Genomic DNA, 22,343 nt, shown 5'->3' on the forward strand with positions numbered 1-22,343 from the left:
CACTATCCGTTCAAAGCAGGCATGTTAGAATCCCGGCTTCAAAAAATATGAAAATACTATGAATTTTTCAGCAATTACCGCATTATCCCCCTTGGATGGCCGTTACCAAACAAAAGTAGAACCGCTGCGAATTTATTTCAGTGAATTTGCTTTGATTCGCTACCGTGTGCAGATTGAAGTGGCATGGATTAAAGCGCTAAGTAACGAACCAGGGATTTTTGAGGTTCCGCCTTTTTCATCCGAAACCAACACGCAACTGGATAATTTGGTGGTAAATTTTTCCGTTGCTGACGGAGAAGCAGTTAAGGCCATTGAAGCCACGACCAATCATGATGTGAAAGCCGTTGAGTACTGGCTAAAACAAAAGCTGGCAGATAATGCTGAGATTGCCAAGGTTGCTGAATTTATTCATTTTGCCTGCACCTCTGAAGATATCAACAATCTATCGCATGGCCTGATGCTCAAATCCAGCCTGGAACAAGTCATGGTGCCCGCGCTCGACAGAATTGTTAATAGATTGATAGAGTTGGCCCATCAATTAGCGGATGTCCCGATGCTTGCTCGCACGCATGGCCAGCCAGCTACACCAACGACATTAGGCAAAGAGATTGCGAATGTAGTTTATCGCCTACAACGCGGGAAGAAACAACTCGAAGCAATTTCCATATTGGGTAAGATCAATGGTGCAGTCGGTAATTACAATGCGCACTTATCCGCCTATCCGGATCTGGATTGGGAAAAATTTGCACAGTTATTTGTTGAAAATTTGGGTCTGGAATTTAATCCTTATACGACCCAGATTGAACCCCACGACACGATCGCAGAACTTTTCGACGCATATGCAAGAATCAATACCATTCTGTTGGATCTGAATCGCGATATCTGGGGGTATATTTCACTGGGTTATTTCAAACAAAAAACCAAAGTGGGCGAAGTAGGCTCTTCAACTATGCCGCACAAAGTCAATCCGATTGATTTTGAAAACTCGGAAGGTAATTTGGGGATTGCCAATGCATTATTGCGTCATTTGAGCGAAAAATTACCTGTATCCCGGTGGCAACGGGATTTAACCGATTCCACCGTATTACGTAATATGGGCGTGGCGTTAGGGCATACTCTGCTGGCTTATGACTCCTGTACTAAAGGACTCAACAAACTGGATATCAACCCGGCGCAATTACTGGCTGATCTGGACAGCACCTGGGAAGTTCTGGCCGAACCTATTCAAACAGTGATGCGGCGCTATGGAGTAACCAACCCTTACGAGCAACTGAAAGCGTTAACACGTGGCAAGAGCGGAATTACCAAAGAAACACTGCATCAGTTTATTGCTGATCTTAATATTCCTGTAGCCGAGAAAGATCGCCTGTTGGCGTTAACTCCTCGCAATTATATCGGCAAGGCAAGTACATTGGCCGGAAGAATCAAGAATTGATCGAAAATTACAGCCAATAGTGCATTGAATTGGCGTGTTAATCCAATAAATTTGCAAGAAGTGTGAACAATTTTTAATTGTTGGCTTGAAATTTAAAAATGCAACCCCAATATCGCTTGCACAGTCATTAGGAGGTACGATGTCAAGTCCAGAAAATCCACATAATCCAGAAGCTAACCCAACTGAATTACCCTATGCTAAAGAAGAAGCCAAAATACCCGGAATAACCAGTGATGCAACTATTCAAACCGGAGAAAACAAAGACCCGCAACCCAGCCTTGAGCATTTATTGAAAGAGGCTGAAATCAGAGCAGCTGAACATCATGATGCCTGGATTCGAGCGAAAGCTGAAACAGAGAATATTCGAAAACGTGCGCAAAGTGATGTGGCTAATGCGCATAAATATGCCATCGAGAATTTCTCTGCTGAATTACTGACGGTCATGGATAGCCTCGAAGCAGCGCTGGCAATTGAAAATGCTAGCGTGGAAAGTTTTAAAAACGGTATGGAATTAACACAAAAACAACTGACCAGTGTGTTTGATAAATTCAGCATTAAGGCGATTGATCCAAAAGGAGAAAAGTTCGATCCGCATCAACATCAAGCAATGTGTACGGTTGATTCTGAATTGACTCCGAATTCGGTGGTTCAAGTCATGCAAAAAGGCTATAAGCTGCACGAACGCATTATCCGTCCGGCACTTGTATCGGTTTCGAAAGCAAAAGATACTTGAATTTTCCCGAAGTATCTCCACTTTTAGTTCAGTTGATAGACAGAATTAATCTTTAAAAGGACTTAACATGGCAAAAATTATCGGTATCGATCTGGGTACCACAAACTCTTGTGTAGCCGTTATGGAGAACGGGAAGCCCAAAGTTATTGAAAACTTAGAGGGTACGCGAACAACGCCTTCTATCGTTGCCTATACGGAAGATAATGAAGTTTTGGTAGGCGCCTCAGCGAAGCGCCAGGCAATTACCAATCCAAAAAATACATTGTTTGCAGTGAAGCGGCTGATTGGGCGCCGTTTTGACGAAGACATGGTGCAAAAAGACATCAAGATGGTGCCCTACAACATCATCAAAGCAGATAACAATGATGCTTGGGTGGAAGTGCGCGGTAAGAAAATTGCGCCACCGGAAGTTTCAGCACAAGTGCTGATAAAAATGAAGAAAACAGCCGAAGATTATCTGGGTGAACCGGTAACCGAAGCTGTTATTACGGTACCAGCCTATTTCAACGATTCGCAACGTCAGGCAACTAAAGACGCCGGGCGGATTGCTGGTCTGGAAGTGAAGCGTATTATCAATGAACCGACAGCCGCAGCATTGGCTTTTGGTATGGATAAAAAAGAAGGTGACCGGAAAATCGCTGTCTATGACTTAGGCGGTGGGACTTTTGATATTTCCATCATTGAAATTGCAGAAATTGAAGGGGAACATCAATTTGAAGTATTAGCCACTAATGGTGACACTTTCCTCGGCGGCGAAGATTTTGATTCACGTGTGATTGAATACCTGGTTGATGAATTCAAGAAGGAAACCGGAATTGACCTGAAGAAGGACATGCTGGCGCTACAGCGCTTGAAGGATGCTGCAGAGAAAACCAAAATTGAATTGTCATCGAGCCAGCAGACTGAAGTTAATTTGCCGTACATTACTGCTGATGCATCTGGACCTAAACATTTGGCGGTCAAGGTAACCCGTGCCAAATTGGAAAGCCTAGTAGAAGAGCTCATAGAACGTACGGCTGGACCCTGCCGCACTGCGATGAAGGATGCCGGTCTATCCGCTTCAGACATTGATGATGTCATTCTGGTCGGCGGGCAGACACGCATGCCCAAAGTACAAGAAAAAGTTAAGGAAATTTTTGGTAAAGAACCGCGTAAGGATGTTAATCCAGATGAAGCCGTTGCGGTTGGTGCAGCCATTCAGGGTGGTGTGCTGCAGGGCGACGTGAAAGATGTCTTGTTGCTGGATGTGACACCATTGTCGTTAGGTATCGAAACGCTGGGTGGTGTGATGACCAAACTGATCCAGAAAAATACTACAATTCCAACTAAGGCGCAGCAAGTATTTTCTACAGCGGAAGAGAATCAGACGGCAGTCACCATACATGTGTTACAGGGTGAGCGCGAGATGGCATCGGGTAATAAAAGCTTGGGACAGTTTAATTTGAGTGATATCCCGCCATCACCGCGCGGCATGCCGCAAATTGAAGTGACGTTTGACATTGATGCAAATGGTATCTTGCATGTATCAGCGAAAGATAAGGCCACCGGTAAGGAAAATAAGATCAAAATCCAGGCAAGTTCTGGTTTGTCGGATGATGAAGTCGATCGCATGGTAAAAGATGCCGAAGCGCACGCCGAGGAAGATCATAAGGCGTTGGAATTGATTTCCAGCCGCAACCAGTGCGATGCCATCATTCATTCGGTTAAGAAATCGTTGAAAGAATATGGCGATCAACTGAGCAGCGATGAAAAAGCCAAAATTGAGACAGCATTGAAGGATGCAGAGGAAGTGCTCAAAACTGACAAGAAAGAAGATATCGACGCCAAAACACAAGCATTGACCGAAGCGGCGCACAAACTGGCTGAAAAGATGTATCAGCAAAAAGATCAACAAGGTCAGCAAGCGCAACCTGAATCAGGGGCTTCATCCAACCAAGGTGAAAAACCAGTGGAAGGTGAAGTAGTTGATGCAGAGTTTGAGGAAGTCAAAAACAAGAAATAAATTTTATTAGAATCGTTAAGACGCAGAGACGTAAGAAGAGTATTTTCGAATTCTTCTGCGTGCTCTGCGTTTTGGTGTTTGATATGAAATTATCATTTTTTAAAAACCAAAGCAGCATAAACTTTACCCCGGTAGCAGGAAATCAATATGAGTAAGCGCGATTACTATCAAGTGCTTGGTGTCAACCGCGACGCCGATGAAAACACAATCAAGAAAGCCTATCGTAAATTGGCAATGAAATATCATCCCGATCGGAACTCCGGCGATGTTAAATCGGAAGAGATGTTTAAAGAAGCCAAAGAAGCTTATGAAATTTTGACGGATGCTAATAAACGCGCCGCCTATGATCAATTCGGCCATGCCGGCGTTGATGCTAGTGCAGCAGGTGGGGGCGGTGCACAGGGATTCAGCGATGCGTTTAGTGATATTTTCGGTGATATATTTGGAGGCCGCGGCGGTGCGCGCGCAAATGTGCATCGTGGCTCTGATTTACGCTACAACCTGGAGATCTCCCTGGAGCAGGCTGCGCATGGGACCGAAACAAAAATTCGCATTCCCACAATGGAAAAATGTGAGCCTTGTCACGGCAGTGGTTCTAAGCCAGGGAGTTCGCCAAAAACCTGTCCTACTTGTAATGGCCATGGGCAGGTAAGAATGCAACAGGGATTCTTCTCCATCCAGCAAACATGTCCCAAGTGCCAAGGCAGCGGAAAGATTATCGCGAATCCTTGTTTAACTTGTCATGGAATAGGGCGTGTAAAACAACATAAGACACTGAATGTAAAAATTCCAGAAGGTGTTGATGATGGTGATCGTATCCGCATCTCAGGAGAAGGCGAAGCCGGTGTGAACGGCGGGCCGCCTGGCGATCTGTATGTAGTGGTTCACCTGTCAGCACATTCTGTTTTCCGTCGTGACGGTGATAACCTGCATTGTGAAATTCCAATTAGTTTTACTGTGGCTGCGCTAGGGGGAGAAATCGAAGTGCCCACATTAGAAGGGCATGCCAAAATTAAGGTCCCGTCAGAAACGCAGACAGGAAAGATTTTCCGTTTACGCAGCAAGGGAATTAAAGGTGTGCGCAGTCATGAGAAAGGCGATTTACTTTGTCATGTCGTTGTGGAAACCCCAGTAAAACTGACAGCACGCCAGAAAGAGTTATTGGAAGAATTGGAAACAATAAGCCTGAAAGATGGCCCTCGTCACAGTCCTCGTGCTAAATCCTGGATGGATAAAGCTCGCGAGTTTTTTTCAGAATAACGGAAGGTTTAAAACAGAACGTTCAACAGTGTTATCCGTGACATTTTCGAAGAAAAAGCTTACTTTTAAACATAGTAGGCGATTATTAATCGACACTGATATCCACAACGAATTAATGCAGTCTGAAAAAGAGAGAGATCTGATTCTGAGATGAATTGATCTCTCTTTAAACATTCCCCTTCAGCAGATGCTAAGAGAGAAAACCGGTTTTATTATTATCTTTTTTGACTACGTAGTCAGCCCTGAAATATCCACAAGCACTTGATACTATGCTTGAATGATCTGATTCTTAATGCTCATAACGACCGGAAATGTTAAAATATCCAAGTGTTTTCTGGTCGAAATGGTGATTAAAAATGCTAAGACATAGCAGTACGATTCATCAACCGAATTTGTTTGGAACAGATTTGTTGATGCAACTTGATCCCAATGATTTGTTGCTGAAGCTTGCATCAGCGATACCCTGGCAAGAATTTGAGGAATCATTTTCCATCCATTACACGACGGCGGCAGGTGCGCCGAGTAAGCCGATCCGGCTGATGGTTGGGTTATTGATACTGAAGCAGTTAGAGAATCTGAGTGACGAATCGATAGTATTGCAGTGGAAGCGCAATCCTTATTACCAGGCCTTTTGCGGCATGAAAGAATTCCAGCAAAAGCTGCCTTGCCATAGTACGGAGCTAGTACATTTTCGCAAGCGCCTAGGCGCGCAAGGTGTAGAGCGGATTTTCCGGATGAGTGTTGGTTTGCATGGGGAATCAGCGCTGGAAGATGTGGTTCATGTTGACACGACTGTGCATGAGAAGAACATCACGTACCCGACAGATAGCAAACTAGCGATCAAGATTATCAATCGCCTCAACAAGATTGGCCCCGCCCACGGTATTTCACAGCGGCGCACTTTCGTCAAAGAAGTGAAGTCACTGCGCCTGGATATTCGGCACTACCGGCACGTGAAGAAAAGAGCCAAGGCCAAACGCGCATTAAAGCGGCTCAGAACCATTGCAGGTGTCTTGATACGGGAGCTCAGGAGAGAATTACCGCAGTACTGTCTGTTTGAATGCTATCAACGGGACTTTCTGTTGTATGAGCGCGTATTACGGCAACAGCAAAACGATAAGAACAAGATCTACTCATTGCATGAACCGCAAGTGTACTGTGTCGCCAAGGGGAAAGACCACAAACAATATGAGTACGCTAGCCAAGCATCGGTCGCCAGTACCGCAAAAGGTAATCTGATCGTCGGCGTAATCAGTCACGAACAGAATCTGCATGACAGCAATACGTTACCAGAGATCTTGCGTCATGTTGAGATTTCGCGCGGGAAAGCAGCTAAGCAAGCCGTATGCGATCGCGGCTACCGCGGCAAACGTGAAGTCAATGGAACCCAGATCATTTTGCCTGGAAAGGCATTAAAGAAGGATACCCGATACCAGAAAGACAAGAAGCGAAAACAGTGCAGGAGGCGTGCCGCGATTGAACCCATTATCGGCCACCTGAAATCGGATTATCGAATGGCGAGGAACTATCTGAAAGGCGCTATTGGCGATCGCATCAACCTGCTGATGGCTGCTGCCGCCTGGAATCTGAAACAATGGCTGCTGGCCATTTTTTGGCTCTTTTTCCCATGGCGAAAACTGCAAATTATCGGATTCCTTGATGGAAATTTAAATTACCAGGGCATGCATTTTAGTAGGCGCCAGTTTTCTCGGGTAGCTTTTCCAGAACAACTGTCGTTTGATACTTTTTCAGGGTCGACTACGTAACGAAAAACCGACTAAACCTAATCCTGCCAACAACATCGCATAGGTTTCCGGTTCTGGAACTGCCGACACAGTCATTGAGCTGAGATAGAATTGATCTGCATGGCTGCCGCCAAATCGGAAGTAAAAATCACTCCCTGCGTGAATCAAACCGAATTGACCTACGTTAAGTGGCAACAATCCTGTGGTCCAAGTTGAATTGTCGAAACTATATTCGAAGGTTTTGCCAGAACCCCAGCCGGTTGTATTATGACCTTCTGAACGCAAACCGACTGAAGATAAAGAAGGCTCTGTAGCAATTAATTGTTGAATTGCTAGTCAAATATGCATCGGAATGCAAAAGAGGGGTTATGCATCATGAAAGCAGCTGAATTCAAAGATTGGATAAAATCGATTGAGAGGATGAGCCGCGGTCAGCGAGACAAGCTTCGAGAAAGATTAGAAAGAAAAGCCGGTGCTGATACGATCATAGAATTGATTGAGCAAGGGCAGAATGAAGAACGAATTTGTCCCTATTGTCAGGAAACAAAGCTGTATCGGTGGGGTAAAGCCAGTGAGTTACAACGCTACCGATGCCGCCACTGCAATCACACATTTAATGCCCTGACAGGCACGGCATTGGCCCGATTACGCCACAAAGACAAATGGTTTGATTATGAGCAAGCGATGGTTCAAGGGTAAGTGTACGTAAAGCAGCGGTCAGCTGCGGAGTAACCACGAACACGAGCTTTAAATGGCGTCACCGTTTTTTGCGAACGCCTGCACTCCATCAATCTCCCAAAATGAATGGCATTGTTGAAGCTGACGAAATGTATTTTCTGGAATCTTTTAAGGGACAACATCATTTACCGAGAGCCGCACGCAAACGAGGCGGCAAAGCTGCCAAGCGCGGCACATCAAAAAAACAGATACCCGTGTTAGTGATACGTGATCGTCATGGTGAAACTGATGATCGTATACTGCGTGACACAAGCGCAGAGCAAATCGGAACAGTGCTTATCCCGTTGTTAAGCAAAGATGTCATTCTTTGCACAGATGGAATGCCCGCCTACAGACAGATCACCAGGAATGCAAGAATTGTTCATCGTCCAGTCAACATTGCTGCAGGTCAACGAGTTATCAACGATGTTTACCACATTCAGAATGTTAATGCTTATGGCAGCCGACTCAGACAATGGATGGCGAAGTTCCATGGTGTGGCAACACGCTATCTTGCAAGTTATCTGGGGTGGCATAGAATGATTGACCGTCTCGGTCAGAGCGTTACACCAACCCTTTGTTTCCTAATGTCACTTGGGAAAACAAGACAATTTCAACAGTTAATTACTACATAGCCATAAAGAAACTACCTGATCGAAATGCAACCAAAGCGTTTCAAATGAGGTAATATTATCATCACTGGTATCGCTACTCTTGTGGTATACACCTAAACCTGCGCCGATTGCATCACTTCCTGAAAGTTTTCCGTTGTAGGCATTTTCATGATCCTGAACGACCGCTGCCCCTGAACCAAAAGCCCCGCCATTGTAGGAACCTAACGCGTGTACGGTAAGGCCGCCATTGGTGTATGTAAGATCGCCACCGAGCGTCGTTGTAATGTTTGAGGTTCCCTCTGTTTTTCGTCTTCCAACAGGCGAACAGTTTTATGCTATCAGCTTTTTCTTCTGTTGAGGATTAGCCAGTCATTTAGAAACCTCATTGGCGATTTATAGCCTAACGTTGAGTGCTGCCGTTTCCGGTTGTAAAGTACCTCGATGTACCCGAAGCTCATGGCAGCCATCTCTGCGCGTGTTTCATAACGCAGTCCATGTACTCGCTCGTTCTTGAAGCTATTGAACCAACTTTCGGTTGGGGCATTATCCCAACAATTACCTTTACGGCTCATTGAGCAGATCATGCCGTATTTCTTGAGCCTTCTCTGAAATTCTTTGCTGGCATATTGGCTACCCCGATCTGAGTGGTGCATCAATCCTGCTGCAGGTTTCTTGCGAAACCATGCCATCGTTAGTGCATCTGTAACGATGTCTGCAGTCATGCGCGGTTTCAGCGACCAGCCAACCACCTCACGGTTAAACAGATCAAGCACGATAGCCAGATATAGCAAGCCCTCATCTGTCCATAGGTAAGTGATATCGGATGTCCAGACCTGATTAGGCGCGGCTGGACTGAAATTCCGATCCAGCAGATTCGGTGCAATCGGCAGATTGTGCCTGGAGTCCGTCGTTATCTTGTAGCGCCGCTTGTGCCTTGCACGAATGCCGTTCTCTCGCATTATTCCAATTACAGATAAAAACAGTAATAATATAGCTTTTATTTTTGGTAGAGGCCATCATGGCACGGAAGGCAAGTGGGACGGAGCAACTTGAGGTAGCGATGGAACGGTTAAAGAAAGCCAAGACTGCGGCAGAACTTCGAGCTGCGCAAGCGATAGTGCTGCCATTGTCGCTAGGTTTGAGTCTGGAGCAGACAGCGCTTGCCATTGGCCGTTCAGTAGGTGTCACCTGCAGAATGCGTACCCGGTATGATCCAGCGACGGGAGAGGAAAAGAAAGCCACGCGCAGCAAACGCGAATTACGTAACCGGGCCAAGGCCAGTTTGGAGCAGGAAGCCAGGATTCTGGATGAAGTGCTGAGTGAGGCTGCTACCGGTGGCGTGGTCATTGTTCCGCCCTTGAAACCGGCGGTTGAAGCTAGGCTGGGCAAGCCACTGGCTTTGTCTACTCTGTACCAAATGTTGGCACGGCATGGCTGGCGCAAACTGGCCCCGGATAAAAGCCATCCACAAGCCGACCCAGCAGCGCGCGAGGCGTGGAAAAAAAACTCCCCGAGCGGCTAACCGAGGAAGTGGCGGCTTTTGCGGTCTCGCGCCCGCTGCGTCTAATGTTTCAGGATGAAGCGCGTTTCGGCCGCATCAGCGATGTACGGCACTGCTGGGACAAGAAGCCCCATCGTCCCATGGTACGTGCCATGCTGACGCAACAATACACCTACGCTTATGGCGCAGTCAGCCCACTGGATGGGCGATTTGATTTCCTAATCCTGCCCTGGGTGAACGGGGACTGCATGCAACTTTTCGTGGATGAAATCGCGGCACGTTACCCGCATGAAAATATCATTATGGTGATGGACGGTGCAGGCTGGCACAAAAGCCAAACCATGAAATTGGCAGAGAATATGCGAATCCTGTTTCTACCACCTTACTCGCCAGAACTCAACCCGCAGGAACATGTATGGGATGAATTGCGGGAAAAATTCTTTCATAACCGCGCCTTCGATAGTCTGGATGCGCTTGAGATACATCTGGAAAGCGCGCTAAAAAGCTTTGAATTAAACCAGGAGACTATGCGTAGCATTGCCGGATGGGATTGGATTATTAATGCTGTTTTAAAATAAAATTGGAATTAGACGTTCAACCCGCTTCTTGGAAGCTGGAAACCCACGGTCACGCAATTCTCTGACCATTCTCGGACTACCGTAGATCCCCTTGAGTTCGGCATGAATAGATTGGATCAGCGTCAGCATTTGAACGTCGGTGATGCGTTTGCGATCCGGTTTGCCACCACGCTTCCACGACCGGTATCCGCTCACGCTGACATCTAATATCGTACACATCTCGGCGAGAGAAAACTCCCGTTGCTTATCAATCCAGGCGTACTTCACACAACATCTCTCGCGAAGTACGCCGTTGCTTTTTTTAGGATCTCACACTCCCGTTTCAGCCTTACGTTCTCAGCACGTAACCGGGATAGATCCATTTGTTCCGGTGTGACAACCTTGGTACCCTTACCGTTAAGTTTGCCTGCCTCCGCCAACTTTACCCAGTTGCGCAGTGTTTGTTCTACCAGTCCCAGTTCCTTCGCTACCAGAACAATCGACTTTCCCATCTTCACTTGCTTGACCGCTTGCTCCTTGAACTCGGTCGTGTATTCCTGCTTCGGTATCTTCTTCATCGTCTTCCTCTCAATAGTAACGTTAATTGTACGTCACCCTTGGAAGACTATTTTTCGGGGGAAGCTCACTTGCGCCATGGATCAGTAAAGTGCGCAAATACGTGTCGCCCCGTTTGCTGATACCTAACAGCTTGATCTTGCCGCCCGTGCCGCTCTGCCTTGGAACAAGTCCCACAAAGGCAGCGAATTCCCGCCCGGATTTAAAGCTATCTGCTTCACCCATCGTGGCGACAAGGGCAGTTGCCGTCAGCATTCCCACACCGGGGATCTCAGCAATCTTCCTGCATGCAGCTTGCTGTTTCTGCCAATCTTTGATTCTGCGCTCAATGTTCTTCACGTCTGCTTCGATTTCATCGAGTCGATTCAATTGCTCCTTGACTGCTTCAAACAGCACACCAGGTACGATTTCTTCCAGTTCAGCCATGCGCTGCTGTATTTCTGACAAACCTGCTTGCCTGCCGCCTTTCAACGTAACACCAAATTCGTAGAGCAAGCCGCGCAGCTGGTTCACTTGCATGGTACAGAACTTGATTAGCGATAATCTCATCCGGTGCAGCGCCAGCAGCGCTTGTTGATCTTCTGTTTTACCCGCAACCATGCGCATCCCCGGTTGCCGTACCGCCGTCCAGATTGCCTTGGCATCCGCCGCATCGGTCTTGTTGCCTTGCACAAAGGGCCGGACAAACTTGGCGTGAATCAGTTTAACCTCATGTTCCAGTGCCATCAGTTTGCGTCGCCACCAGTGCGCGCTTTCGCATGCCTCAATTGCAATCAGTCCAGCTTCACGTTGCGCAAAAAATTCCAGCAATTCCTGCTTGCCAAACTTGCGGTTGTGTATCTCGCCGCTCTCGTGTGTCACCCAGTACAGTTGAAAAACTCGCTTTGCGATATCCAACCCATAAGTTGTAAAATTCATTTCAGCCCCTCCGTCCGTTTGTGGAAAGATTCTATTAGCTCCACCTTGGCACGTAGATGCCGTCAGGTCCGCGAGGGGCGCTAACTCAATTCCTATTGTTTACCCCGGCTCCCCGGTGGGGAGGCGTCCATACCATCTCTCAGGTTGTACTGTTGATAGAAGCTACTTCACTTCAACTAATTACCATTCATTCGTAAGAGCTTGAGTATTCAGATATTAATATCAAGATGAATTGAATACTATAGTCAATTCATCCTTTATTTATTGTTTATTTTTCCTGAATGAATACTGAAATCTGGCAATAAAGCAGGGAATTGAGAAATTTTCTGGTTTGTATGATTAAGCGGCTATGTTTCTTGATCTGCCATAAATTGGCTTCGCTTACTGAAATCAGGCGGTTTGTTCGCATAACAGCACACATAAATAAATTAGGGTGTGCAAATCAATTATTCTCCAATTGATCTTTGTTTGCTTAATATAGTTTGTTGTATTTACAACAATCTTCCATTTCTGGATTTTGCCGCTGGTTAGCAAATACAAATAAATTTGAATTTCTATCAAATACTTTTCGTCTTTTCAAGAATCACATCTTGATGTCAACAAATTCGTGGTTTGATTCGTTCAGGTTAATTCAAGTTGTGAATAATTCTGCATTCCATGGAGGCAGTATGAATAATGAAAGCTTTCTTAAACTTTTACATCTGAATTTTAATGAAAGAAATATTCGAATGATTGAGAGGTTTACTCAAGAGAGGCAACGTTTTAAAGAAAATTCGTCATCGAATATTATGCTACTACATGCGGTAGTAAAAATGGAATTGATAGAAAGTAGCGATATTATTGTTGAAACAGCATTTAATATCGTGGATACAGAATATTTAATATCAAATTTTGCACAAATAAGAAAAGTATGCGCATCTGCATTTATGGAAAGAGCAGCAGAAATCGAAGAAATATTTCTGCAGAATGTGGGTCATCTAGAAACAGAATCGCAAGATACAGAAATGGCAAATCCTTATACACCACTTGCCGATTTTGAGTTTATGCAACTTGTCGAAATGAATGGAAAAGTCTCTGAAGCATATCAAGAACATATTAAGCAGCATAATCGGAATTTAACCAACGTAAAAGAGAATCGCCAATTGCCGAAAAAGCTGTCGCTAGAAAGAAGCTTAATTACATTATCTATTGTAATTAGTCGACCCTGAAAAAGTATCAAACGACAGTTGTTCTGGAAAAGCTGCCCGGGGAAACTCTTGCTTACTAAAATGCATGCCCTGGTAGTTTAAATTTCCATCAAGGAATCCGATAATTTGCAGTTTTCGCCATGGGAAAAAGAGCCAAAAAATGGCCAGCAGCCATTGTTTCAGATTCCAGGCGGCAGCAGCCATCAGCAGGTTGATGCGATCGCCAATAGCGCCTTTCAGATAGTTCCTCGCCATTCGATAATCCGATTTCAGGTGGCCGATAATGGGTTCAATCGCGGCACGCCTCCTGCACTGTTTCCGCTTCTTGTCTTTCTGGTATCGGGTATCTTTCTTGAGTCCTTTTCCGGGCAAAATGATCTGGGTTCCATTGACTTCACGTTTGCCGCGGTAGCCGCGATCGCATACGGCTTGCTTGGCTGCTTTCCCGCGCGAAATCTCAACATGACGCAGGATCTCTGGTAACGTATTGCTGTCATGCAGATTCTGTTCGTGACTGATTACGCCGACGATCAGATTACCTTTTGCGGTACTGGCGATCGATGCTTGGCTAGCGTACTCATATTGTTTGTGGTCTTTCCCCTTGGCGACACAGTACACTTGCGGTTCGTGCAATGAGTAGATCTTGTTCTTATCGTTTTGCTGTTGCCGTAATACGCGCTCATACAATAGAAAGTCCCGTTGATAGCATTCAAACAGACAGTGCTGCGGTAATTCTCTCCTGAGTTCCCGTATCAATACACCTGCAATGGTTCTGAGTCGCTTTAATGCGCGTTTGGCCTTAGCTCTTTTCTTCACGTGCCGGTAGTGCCGAATATCCAGGCGCAGTGACTTCACTTCTTTGACGAAAGTGCGCCGCTGTGAAATGCCGTGGGCGGGGCCAATCTTGTTGAGGCGATTGATAATCTTGATCGCTAGTTTGCTATCCGTCGGGTACGTGATGTTCTTCTCATGCACAGTCGTGTCAACATGAACCACATCTTCCAGCGCTGATTCCCCATGCAAACCAACGCTCATCCGGAAAATCCGCTCTACACCTTGCGCACCTATGCGCTTGCGAAAATGCACCAGCTCCGTGCTATGGCAAGGCAGCTTCTGCTGGAATTCTTTCATGCCGCAAAAAACCTGGTAATAAGGATTGCGCTTCCACTGCAATACTATCGATTCGTCACTCAGATTCTCTAACTGCTTCAGTATCAATAACCCAACCATCAGCCGGATCGGCTTACTCGGCGCACCTGCCGCCGCCGCGTAATGGATGGAAAATGATTCCTCAAATTCTTGCCAGGGTATCGCTGATGCAAGCTTCAGCAACAAATCATTGGGATCAAGTTGCATCAACAAATCTGTTCCAAACAAATTCGGTTGATGAATCGTACTGCTAAGTCTTAGCATTTTTAATCACCATTTCGACCAGAAAACACTTGGATATTTTAACATTTCCGGTCGTTATGAGCATTAAGAATCAGATCATTCAAGCATAGTATCAAGTGCTTGTGGATATTTCAGGGCTGACTAATTATATTCTGTATCTCTTCAATTGATTAGTTCGTAGTTCAGCAATTGCCGCAGAGGTTATCGCAATCAGTGTATTGGCTTCTGCACTCTGCCACTTTGTTCACTAACTTATTAACTGGCAGTCGCGTAAGCTCACTTCTAGGTGGTGAATTAACCTTCGCATTGCTGTCATCCAATACAATGCCATGCTTGGGTATTTATCCCTCGCCAGTCATAGTGGGATCATAAAATCAGATTGAGAGCTCAAAATTTACATATAGGTGCCTTTATATCTGTTAAGTAGAGGAAGCCGTTAAACGTCCGTATATGAAAAAGCATAAGTTTGTGAAGCAGCTTGAAATGCAACAAAGGAGTAATTTAAATGAAATTTGATCCAGAATTCTATACGATCACGATTCGTAAAGAAAAAATCGACAATGAAATTTTATATGTGGGTAGGGTAGCTGAATTTTCTAATATCAGCGTATATGAAGAAGATTTTGAAACTGCGCGTAATCTAATTATTGATGCAATTCAAACATTGAAAAAAATCGCTGATGAAAACCACACAGATTTTCCGCTCCCATACCTTGCATCATCGAGTGAATTTCATGAGCGTGTTTCATCTTTTAGCTAAAGAGCTTAAATAAAACTTCTCTGTAAAATCATACGGAACCGGCTTTCAAGCACTAACTGGCGCCTATAGAAAGCAGCCTTAACCTCAAGATTATCGATATCTTCATTACGTCTTGCCAATTCTCGCTTCAGCAACTCAATTTCCCGCTCTAAGCTCCAAATCTGCTGACATTTACAAAATAACGCCCTGATTTCATGCGGTGGAAAACCATTTTTCCACTCAGGAACATAAAACAAATTACCCGAAAAACGATATCCTTTCCAATCATCACCCAGTAAAGCGCTCGCATCGCCTTTAAGATATAGCCTTAAAAGCCTGAGTGCTGATTCCGGAATTTCCTTAGTCCCTTTTTTCCATTTCTTAATGGCTTTTAGATCTTCACCAGTGATTCTTTCGATTTCTTCTATGCTGATGCCAAAGATTAGCTCATTCATTTTTTCAACCTAAGAGCAAAGACTAGATCATCACAAATTTTAATTGATTTTCATTTCGACAAAAGAAAGCCGACAAGCAACTTATTCAGAAGTTGTTATTGCTTGTCGGATATGAGGATATTGCACGAATGATTCGGGTTTAGAATGATGATTCAATGGCTAACGCTGGTATTCTGAAAACCGCTAAACAGTTTTTCCAGAAACTCTGAAAACATATCGGATTTTCTGCGGAATTTATTTCTGCGGTTATTCAATTTAACATAATACAAATTATTGGCAATTGAGTGTAGAATGAAATTTTGGAGAGAATTGGATCTTTTAGTCGATTTTTTCGAGAAGCTTCAAGGCCTGACTCAATCAGGCTTTTTTTTTCGTCCGTAACATAGCGTAATACCTACGCTTAACAGACTTGCTACGCGTGTATCGAATGCGCCAATAAAAATTATGAAGTATTCAGAAATTAAACGAGGTAAATGGTCCGATAAAAATCATCAGGCATTTAGCGGCAGGAATAAAGAAATAACAATATGGTGAAGTCAGGGTAAAGATAAATCGTGTTAGAGTTCTGATAGCATGCCGCCTTTGGCGGTCGTACTCTTGCGCCGGCGGCGCGCGCCCCTTGGGAAAAAATTAAATTTGATGCTGAATACTAAGCTTGAGATTCTCTTTCTTTCGCTTAAACGACGAATTAAGCAATAAGAGTGATACAAGCCAGGATTGCAAAAGTCATTGCAAATAAAGGCCTCCTTAACAAAACAGCCTGATGAACAGGCTGTTTTTCTATTTCGGGGGTTAAATTATGGCTACTCTGATTAAAATGCTCCTGATATGCTTTAGAAACTTTATCATTTATCTTTATAAGTTGCAGAAACTCAAAGTCGGCAAGTGGCATATAAGGATTTGTCATTTCCGTATTCTGTGATGCTACTTCTAGATAATCTGCATACTGCAGAAATATTTCTTCAATTTCTGCTGTTCTTGCCATAAATGCAGATGAACATGCTTTTCTTATTTGTGGATAATTTGATATTAAATATTCCTTATCAACAACACTAAATGCTGTTTCCACTATGATGTCGCTGCTTTCTACTAATTCCATTTTCACTACAGTATGTAGTAACGTAGAATTCGATGACGAATTTATTACATCACTGGCTTTGAAACGCTGTTGCTCTTCAGATAATTTTTCCATTAAGCGATCATTTCTATCGTCGAAATGTATGCGTAAAAGTTTAAGAAAGCTTTCGTTATTCATATTACCTCCGTGAGATGATCAAACCTCTCATTTTTAATTTTAAACTAAAATAATAATATTGAAGTGCGACAAATTGTCGCAGTACCCTTTTGTTTTCTGATTTCAATATATGATTCTGCAGGTAAAAGAAGGTTTCTAATGAGAAATTTGAATTTATTAGCCACTAACAAATTGTAGCTAGTCGACCCTGAAAAAGTATCAAACGACAGTTGTTCTGGAAAAGCTGCCCGGGGAAACTCTTGCTTACTAAAATGCATGCCCTGGTAGTTTAAATTTCCATCAAGGAATCCGATAATTTGCAATTTTCGCCATGGGAAAAAGAGCCAAACAATGGCCAGCAGCCATTGTTTCAGATTCCAGGCGGCAGCAGCCATCAGCAGGTTGCTGCGATCGCCAATAGCGCCTTTCAGATAGTTCCTCGCCATTCGATAATCCGATTTCAGGTGGCCGATAATGGGTTCAATCGCGGCACGCCTCCTGCACTGTTTCCGCTTCTTGTCTTTCTGGTATCGGGTATCTTTCTTGAGTCCTTTTCCGGGCAAAATGATCTGGGTTCCATTGACTTCACGTTTGCCGCGGTAGCCGCGATCGCATACGGCTTGCTTGGCTGCTTTCCCGCGCGAAATCTCAACATGACGCAGGATCTCTGGTAACGTATTGCTGTCATGCAGATTCTGTTCGTGACTGATTACGCCGACGATCAGATTACCTTTTGCGGTACTGGCGATCGATGCTTGGCTAGCGTACTCATATTGTTTGTGGTCTTTCCCCTTGGCGACACAGTACACTTGCGGTTCGTGCAATGAGTAGATCTTGTTCTTATCGTTTTGCTGTTGCCGTAATACGCGCTCATACAATAGAAAGTCCCGTTGATAGCATTCAAACAGACAGTGCTGCGGTAATTCTCTCCTGAGTTCCCGTATCAATACACCTGCAATGGTTCTGAGCCGCTTTAATGCGCGTTTAGCCTTGGCTCTTTTCTTCACGTGCCGGTAGTGCCGAATATCCAGGCGCAGTGACTTCACTTCTTTGACGAAAGTGCGCCGCTGTGAAATGCCGTGGGCGGGGCCAATCTTGTTGAGGCGATTGATAATCTTGATCGCTAGTTTGCTATCTGTCGGGTACGTGATGTTCTTCTCATGCACAGTCGTGTCAACATGGACCACATCTTCCAGCGCTGATTCCCCATGCAAACCAACACTCATCCGGAAAATCCGCTCTACACCTTGCGCGCCTAGGCGCTTGCGAAAATGCACCAGCTCCGTACTATGGCAAGGCAGCTTTTGCTGGAATTCTTTCATGCCGCAAAAGGCCTGGTAATAAGGATTGCGCTTCCACTGCAATACTATCGATTCGTCACTCAGATTCTCTAACTGCTTCAGTATCAATAACCCAACCATCAGCCGGATCGGCTTACTCGGCGCACCTGCCGCCGTCGTGTAATGGATGGAAAATGATTCCTCAAATTCTTGCCAGGGTATCGCTGATGCAAGCTTCAGCAACAAATCATTGGGATCAAGTTGCATCAACAAATCTGTTCCAAACAAATTCGGTTGATGAATCGTACTGCTATGTCTTAGCATTTTTAATCACCATTTCGACCAGAAAACACTTGGATATTTTAACATTTCCGGTCGTTATGAGCATTAAGAATCAGTATATTTATAACTAATATCAGGAGCTTATAGATATTTCAGGGTCGATTAAGTATTAGCACTATATCCATTTTTTCTTTTTAAAATAATAAAGCAATCCTAAACTGATCGTAATAAAAATCACCCATAGTGCAGGATAAGCCCATCGCCATTTCAATTCCGGCATGTATTCAAAGTTCATTCCATAAATACCGGCGATAAAAGTCAATGGTATAAAAATGGATGCGAAAATGGTTAGGACTTTCATTGTTTCATTCAGCTTATTGCTGATACTGGAAAGATAAATATCATGCATGGCAGAGATCCTCTCTCGATAAGATTCGAGTGAATCGGTGACGCGTAGTACATGATCATAAACATCCCCGTAATAACGCAGCGTTTTTTGCTGTAGCAAGGGAGTATCGATACGCTGAATTGTCGCCAATAATTCGCGCAGTGGAGAAATATTGCGTTTCATGGATATCAAACCACGGCGTATCTGTTGCACGGTTTGCAGCATCTCTTTACTGGAATTGAATAATATGTCGTCTTCCAATGGATCAATAACATCATCCAAACTATCTTCTACAACAAAATATTCATCAACTATCGTATCAAGGATAACGTACGCCAAGTAATCACTGCCAAACTGCCGTAAGCGGCCATTGCGGTTTTGCAGGTGGTTGTATATGGGATCAAATGTATCATCAGCTTTTTCTTTAAAGGTAACCACATAATTGGCTAATAGCAGGATACTGATTTGCTCGTACTGCAGACAAAAGTTTTTTTCCCGGTTAAGACTGATACCTTTGATAACCATATAAAGAAAATCATCGTACTCTTCCAGTTTGGGTCGCTGATGGGTACTTAAGATATCTTCCAATACCAAAGGATGAATATTCAGTTCCTGGCCTATGCTCTCCACGATATGGATATCACTCAATCCATCCACATTCACCCAAGTAATCTGTTCCGCGTTTTTTAAGTGTTGTAACTCTGCAATCGAAGTAATTTCATCGCGCGTCAAAGTATCCGCATTGTATTGTGTAACGGTAATTTTACATTCCGACTCATGTTTCTCGCCAATATGTACCAGTGTTCCCGCAGGAAGCCCGGATTTATCGGCTGCGCTGCTTAAAAATTTTTTAGTGGTTTGTTGCTGCAGGAAGTGTCCTGACGGAGAAGTAGAACGCATAGAAGCTTACCCGGAACGAATGGCCAAAATGCTTATTCTAAGTGCTTTGCTTACGGTTGGGGGAATATACTGCAAGAAACCAATGGAAAAAGAATAGGACTGATCGATAACGATCAGAAAACTGCAGATGCGGTTGAGTTACCGGAAGGCGTATCAGGGAATATTCTGCTCAGATAGGCCTGATTTGCCAAGATACTCGATTTGATCAGCAATTCGGTTATTCTGAAGGGAACACCAATCTTGCCAGACTTTACGGGCTTCTTCTATATCACTGAATGTCCAGAGTACCACACCATCTTCGGTCATCAAAGTTGCCATTTTATTAGGCCATTCTTTAATCAAGCAATACATTACTTTCTCCTGGGTATTTATAATGTCAGTAAGCTTAATCTGCTTGTGTGAAGATTTGATGACTGAATTATGAAGAATTTATGACAATGCGTATATTATGTAGTACTCAGCGTTCATTGATGGCATCATGTTATTTACTTAAATGTTATTTATATTCGGCGTATATCACTCTCTATTTTCTTTATAAGGAGCAATCATAATGAGAAGAACGATTTACAATCAGTTTAGTGCTTTAACAATACTCATATCAATCATGGGCTGTGCAGCTACCAACAGTCCTAATAATCCCTTGAACACGGTTGATCGCGGCTTGACAACGATAGAAAGTGCGGCGCAAAGTGGCAGGCAAGTACTTGATGCAGGTTCGGCTGCTGCTAGTACAACGGGTATTAACCAAATCGGACTGGTTGATATTTTGGTTCACCGGTTAGGTGTATCGCCTCAACAAGCATTAGGAGGTGCTGGCGCGATTTTTCAAATGGCGCAAGGAACTATGAATCCGCAAGCATTTGCCACTTTATCAAAATCCATTCCCGGAATGGATAGCATGCTGAATGCAGCTCCCGCCATGTCCAATTTGTCAGGCGGTTTATCTTCTCTGATGGGGGATAAAAGTAATACGTTGGGCAACGTAACTGCACTTGCCGCATCTTTCCAGCAATTGAGTCTTTCGCCGGACATGGTGGGTCAATTTATCCCCATCGTAACAAATTATGTAAGCAAAACAAGCGGACAGGCTACTGCCGATCTGTTGCAATCCGCTTTGACTGCACGTTGAGTGCTGCGAAATCATTTATTTATAAAGAAAAGTGCAAACCAATAGAAATATTGGCTTGCACTCTTATGTTATCGCCTGTGCAATGCTGTAATACATAAAGTGTAATGCCTTGGACAGCAGAATATTACCCTGTCGCGATGCGGAATTTACCGAGCCCCGTAAGGCTGAAAGCAATTGCGATTGCGAATGCCCTGCTAGCAAGAAGAATGCCGGAAGATCACGCAATCCGCATTGCAATTGCTCAAGCTAAACGATGGGCGTACCGTTCAGGTATCCTTCCATAATCACCGTTTGTGCTGTGATTAACTAAAGCCGGATACTTTACTCAGCTCAACATCCGAATTTATGGCGATTTTTCCAGTTTATTTTTTACTAAATCATACAAATACGACGCAAATTCCTGCTTGAGCTCCGGATGCTGTAGTGCAAATTCTACGGTTGCTTGCAAATAACCTGATTTACTCCCGCAGTCGAAACGCTTGCCATCAAACTCGTAGCCCAATACTGTTTCTTCTTTTAGCAGTTTCGCGATTGCATCGGTTAATTGAATTTCATTTCCGGCTCCGCGCTGTGTCTTTTCAAGCAGTTTAAAGATGCGCGGTGTGAGAATATAACGGCCGACTACCGCTAAATTGGAAGGTGCTTTATCGATGGCCGGTTTTTCAACAATCGCATTGACCTTTGACAAGCTATCAGAAATGGGGGAACTGTCAATAATGCCATACCGGTTGACTGTCTCGCGAGCAACGTGTTCGATTCCCAGTATCGAACAATGATGTTGGCTATAAATATCAACCATTTGGCTTAAACAACTTCTTTCGTTGGTATTGATCAAATCATCCGCCAGCAATACCGCGAAAGGCTCATCACCTACGACGGACTGCGCGCATAGCACTGCATGTCCCAATCCGAGTGCCTCTGCTTGCCGGATATAGACGCAATCAATACGTGGCGGCAGGATATTGCGAACAATGTTCAACATTTCTTGCTTTCCGCTTGCTTCTAGTTCTGCTTCCAGTTCGTAAGCTTTATCAAAATGATCAGGTATCGAACTTTTGTTGCGCCCGATGATAAAAATTAACACATCAATTCCTGCAGCAACGGCTTCTTCTGCGGCAAACTGGATCAATGGCTTATCAACGATCGGTAGCATTTCTTTTGGATTTGCTTTGGTTGCGGGCAGAAAACGTGTTCCTAAACCAGCAACAGGAAAAACCGCTTTTCTTATCGCTTTCATTTAGAGCTCTCCTTAATATTTAGTACAGTAATCTCAGATCCGGTAAATTTACAGTTGACCTA

Annotated in this window: 18 protein-coding genes and 4 pseudogenes; 11 read left to right on the forward strand and 11 right to left on the reverse strand. The window is 44.3% G+C overall.

Annotated elements, in window-relative coordinates; all coding sequences use genetic code 11:
- The first annotated feature begins 58 nt into the window (after window positions 1-58).
- The 5 genes from purB (at window position 59) to NIT79A3_RS08660 (ending at window position 7,196) form a co-directional block, all read left to right on the forward strand.
- Window positions 59-1,435: an adenylosuccinate lyase gene (gene purB / locus NIT79A3_RS08640; protein ID WP_013965834.1), complete on the forward strand. Its 1,377-nt coding sequence runs from the start codon at window positions 59-61 to the stop codon at window positions 1,433-1,435.
- 139 nt (window positions 1,436-1,574) lie between these two features.
- Window positions 1,575-2,168, forward strand: a complete 594-nt coding sequence (grpE, locus tag NIT79A3_RS08645) for a nucleotide exchange factor GrpE (protein ID WP_013965835.1) — start codon at window positions 1,575-1,577, stop codon at window positions 2,166-2,168.
- Between the two features lie 67 nt (window positions 2,169-2,235).
- Window positions 2,236-4,170, forward strand: coding sequence for a molecular chaperone DnaK (dnaK, locus tag NIT79A3_RS08650; RefSeq protein WP_013965836.1), 1,935 nt, complete (start codon window positions 2,236-2,238; stop codon window positions 4,168-4,170).
- Window positions 4,171-4,317: 147 nt separating this feature from the next.
- Window positions 4,318-5,430, forward strand: a complete 1,113-nt coding sequence (dnaJ, locus tag NIT79A3_RS08655) for a molecular chaperone DnaJ (RefSeq protein ID WP_013965837.1) — start codon at window positions 4,318-4,320, stop codon at window positions 5,428-5,430.
- A 356-nt stretch (window positions 5,431-5,786) separates the two neighbouring features.
- Window positions 5,787-7,196, forward strand: coding sequence for an IS5 family transposase (locus NIT79A3_RS08660; protein WP_013965838.1), 1,410 nt, complete (start codon window positions 5,787-5,789; stop codon window positions 7,194-7,196).
- Here the strand turns inward: NIT79A3_RS08660 and NIT79A3_RS19460 are convergent.
- Complete coding sequence (locus NIT79A3_RS19460; RefSeq protein ID WP_049785362.1) at window positions 7,179-7,460, reverse strand: PEP-CTERM sorting domain-containing protein; 282 nt, start codon at window positions 7,458-7,460, stop codon at window positions 7,179-7,181. The two genes, NIT79A3_RS08660 and NIT79A3_RS19460, sit on opposite strands and share 18 nt — an antisense overlap.
- A 90-nt stretch (window positions 7,461-7,550) precedes the next feature.
- Here NIT79A3_RS19460 and NIT79A3_RS08670 point away from each other — a divergent pair.
- Window positions 7,551-8,527 (forward strand): annotated as a pseudogene (locus tag NIT79A3_RS08670) (IS1595 family transposase).
- A 317-nt stretch (window positions 8,528-8,844) separates the two neighbouring features.
- On the opposite strand, the pseudogene NIT79A3_RS08675 reads toward NIT79A3_RS08670, so the two are convergent.
- Window positions 8,845-9,468, reverse strand: a pseudogene (locus NIT79A3_RS08675) (IS3 family transposase); the annotation flags it as partial.
- A gap of 56 nt (window positions 9,469-9,524) precedes the next feature.
- Here NIT79A3_RS08675 and NIT79A3_RS08680 point away from each other — a divergent pair.
- Both NIT79A3_RS08680 and NIT79A3_RS19115 read left to right on the forward strand, forming a co-directional pair.
- Window positions 9,525-10,028: a winged helix-turn-helix domain-containing protein gene (locus NIT79A3_RS08680; RefSeq protein WP_013964644.1), complete on the forward strand. Its 504-nt coding sequence runs from the start codon at window positions 9,525-9,527 to the stop codon at window positions 10,026-10,028.
- Window positions 10,029-10,036: 8 nt separating this feature from the next.
- Entirely contained in the window at window positions 10,037-10,585 is a 549-nt protein-coding gene (locus NIT79A3_RS19115; RefSeq protein WP_348225766.1) for an IS630 family transposase, read from the forward strand.
- A gap of 6 nt (window positions 10,586-10,591) precedes the next feature.
- Here the strand turns inward: NIT79A3_RS19115 and NIT79A3_RS19465 are convergent.
- Both NIT79A3_RS19465 and NIT79A3_RS08700 read right to left on the reverse strand, forming a co-directional pair.
- Window positions 10,592-11,142 (reverse strand): annotated as a pseudogene (locus NIT79A3_RS19465) (transposase); the annotation flags it as partial.
- A gap of 70 nt (window positions 11,143-11,212) precedes the next feature.
- Window positions 11,213-12,058 (reverse strand): annotated as a pseudogene (locus NIT79A3_RS08700) (IS110 family transposase); the annotation flags it as partial.
- A gap of 668 nt (window positions 12,059-12,726) precedes the next feature.
- On the opposite strand from NIT79A3_RS08700, the gene NIT79A3_RS08705 reads away from it, so the two are divergent.
- Window positions 12,727-13,266: a hypothetical protein gene (locus NIT79A3_RS08705; RefSeq protein WP_013965841.1), complete on the forward strand. Its 540-nt coding sequence runs from the start codon at window positions 12,727-12,729 to the stop codon at window positions 13,264-13,266.
- Here the strand turns inward: NIT79A3_RS08705 and NIT79A3_RS08710 are convergent.
- On the reverse strand, window positions 13,240-14,658 hold the full coding sequence (locus NIT79A3_RS08710; RefSeq protein WP_013965842.1) for an IS5 family transposase: 1,419 nt from the start codon (window positions 14,656-14,658) through the stop codon (window positions 13,240-13,242). The two genes, NIT79A3_RS08705 and NIT79A3_RS08710, sit on opposite strands and share 27 nt — an antisense overlap.
- 484 nt (window positions 14,659-15,142) lie before the next feature.
- On the opposite strand from NIT79A3_RS08710, the gene NIT79A3_RS08715 reads away from it, so the two are divergent.
- Window positions 15,143-15,397, forward strand: coding sequence for a hypothetical protein (locus NIT79A3_RS08715; RefSeq protein WP_013965843.1), 255 nt, complete (start codon window positions 15,143-15,145; stop codon window positions 15,395-15,397).
- Between the two features lie 5 nt (window positions 15,398-15,402).
- Here NIT79A3_RS08715 and NIT79A3_RS08720 read toward each other — a convergent pair whose 3' ends face one another.
- The 5 genes from NIT79A3_RS08720 to NIT79A3_RS08740 form a co-directional block, all read right to left on the reverse strand.
- Window positions 15,403-15,831, reverse strand: coding sequence for a hypothetical protein (locus NIT79A3_RS08720; protein ID WP_013965844.1), 429 nt, complete (start codon window positions 15,829-15,831; stop codon window positions 15,403-15,405).
- Window positions 15,832-16,519: 688 nt separating this feature from the next.
- Window positions 16,520-17,086: a hypothetical protein gene (locus NIT79A3_RS08725; protein WP_013965845.1), complete on the reverse strand. Its 567-nt coding sequence runs from the start codon at window positions 17,084-17,086 to the stop codon at window positions 16,520-16,522.
- 44 nt (window positions 17,087-17,130) lie between these two features.
- Complete coding sequence (locus tag NIT79A3_RS08730) at window positions 17,131-18,669, reverse strand: IS5 family transposase (protein ID WP_013965846.1); 1,539 nt, start codon at window positions 18,667-18,669, stop codon at window positions 17,131-17,133.
- 133 nt (window positions 18,670-18,802) lie between these two features.
- Window positions 18,803-19,915 (reverse strand): magnesium/cobalt transporter CorA, encoded by a 1,113-nt coding sequence (corA, locus tag NIT79A3_RS08735; RefSeq protein WP_013965847.1) that lies wholly within the window; start codon window positions 19,913-19,915, stop codon window positions 18,803-18,805.
- Window positions 19,916-20,068: 153 nt separating this feature from the next.
- On the reverse strand, window positions 20,069-20,266 hold the full coding sequence (locus NIT79A3_RS08740) for a hypothetical protein (RefSeq protein ID WP_013965848.1): 198 nt from the start codon (window positions 20,264-20,266) through the stop codon (window positions 20,069-20,071).
- A gap of 199 nt (window positions 20,267-20,465) precedes the next feature.
- Here NIT79A3_RS08740 and NIT79A3_RS08745 point away from each other — a divergent pair, with 199 nt between their 5' ends.
- Entirely contained in the window at window positions 20,466-21,044 is a 579-nt protein-coding gene (locus tag NIT79A3_RS08745) for a DUF2780 domain-containing protein (protein WP_013965849.1), read from the forward strand.
- A gap of 343 nt (window positions 21,045-21,387) precedes the next feature.
- Here the strand turns inward: NIT79A3_RS08745 and galU are convergent, their stop codons facing one another.
- Complete coding sequence (gene galU / locus NIT79A3_RS08750; protein ID WP_013965850.1) at window positions 21,388-22,281, reverse strand: UTP--glucose-1-phosphate uridylyltransferase GalU; 894 nt, start codon at window positions 22,279-22,281, stop codon at window positions 21,388-21,390.
- Window positions 22,282-22,343: the final 62 nt, after the last annotated feature.

The sequence above is a fragment of the Nitrosomonas sp. Is79A3 genome (genome assembly GCF_000219585.1).
Classification (GTDB): Bacteria; Pseudomonadota; Gammaproteobacteria; order Burkholderiales; family Nitrosomonadaceae; genus Nitrosomonas.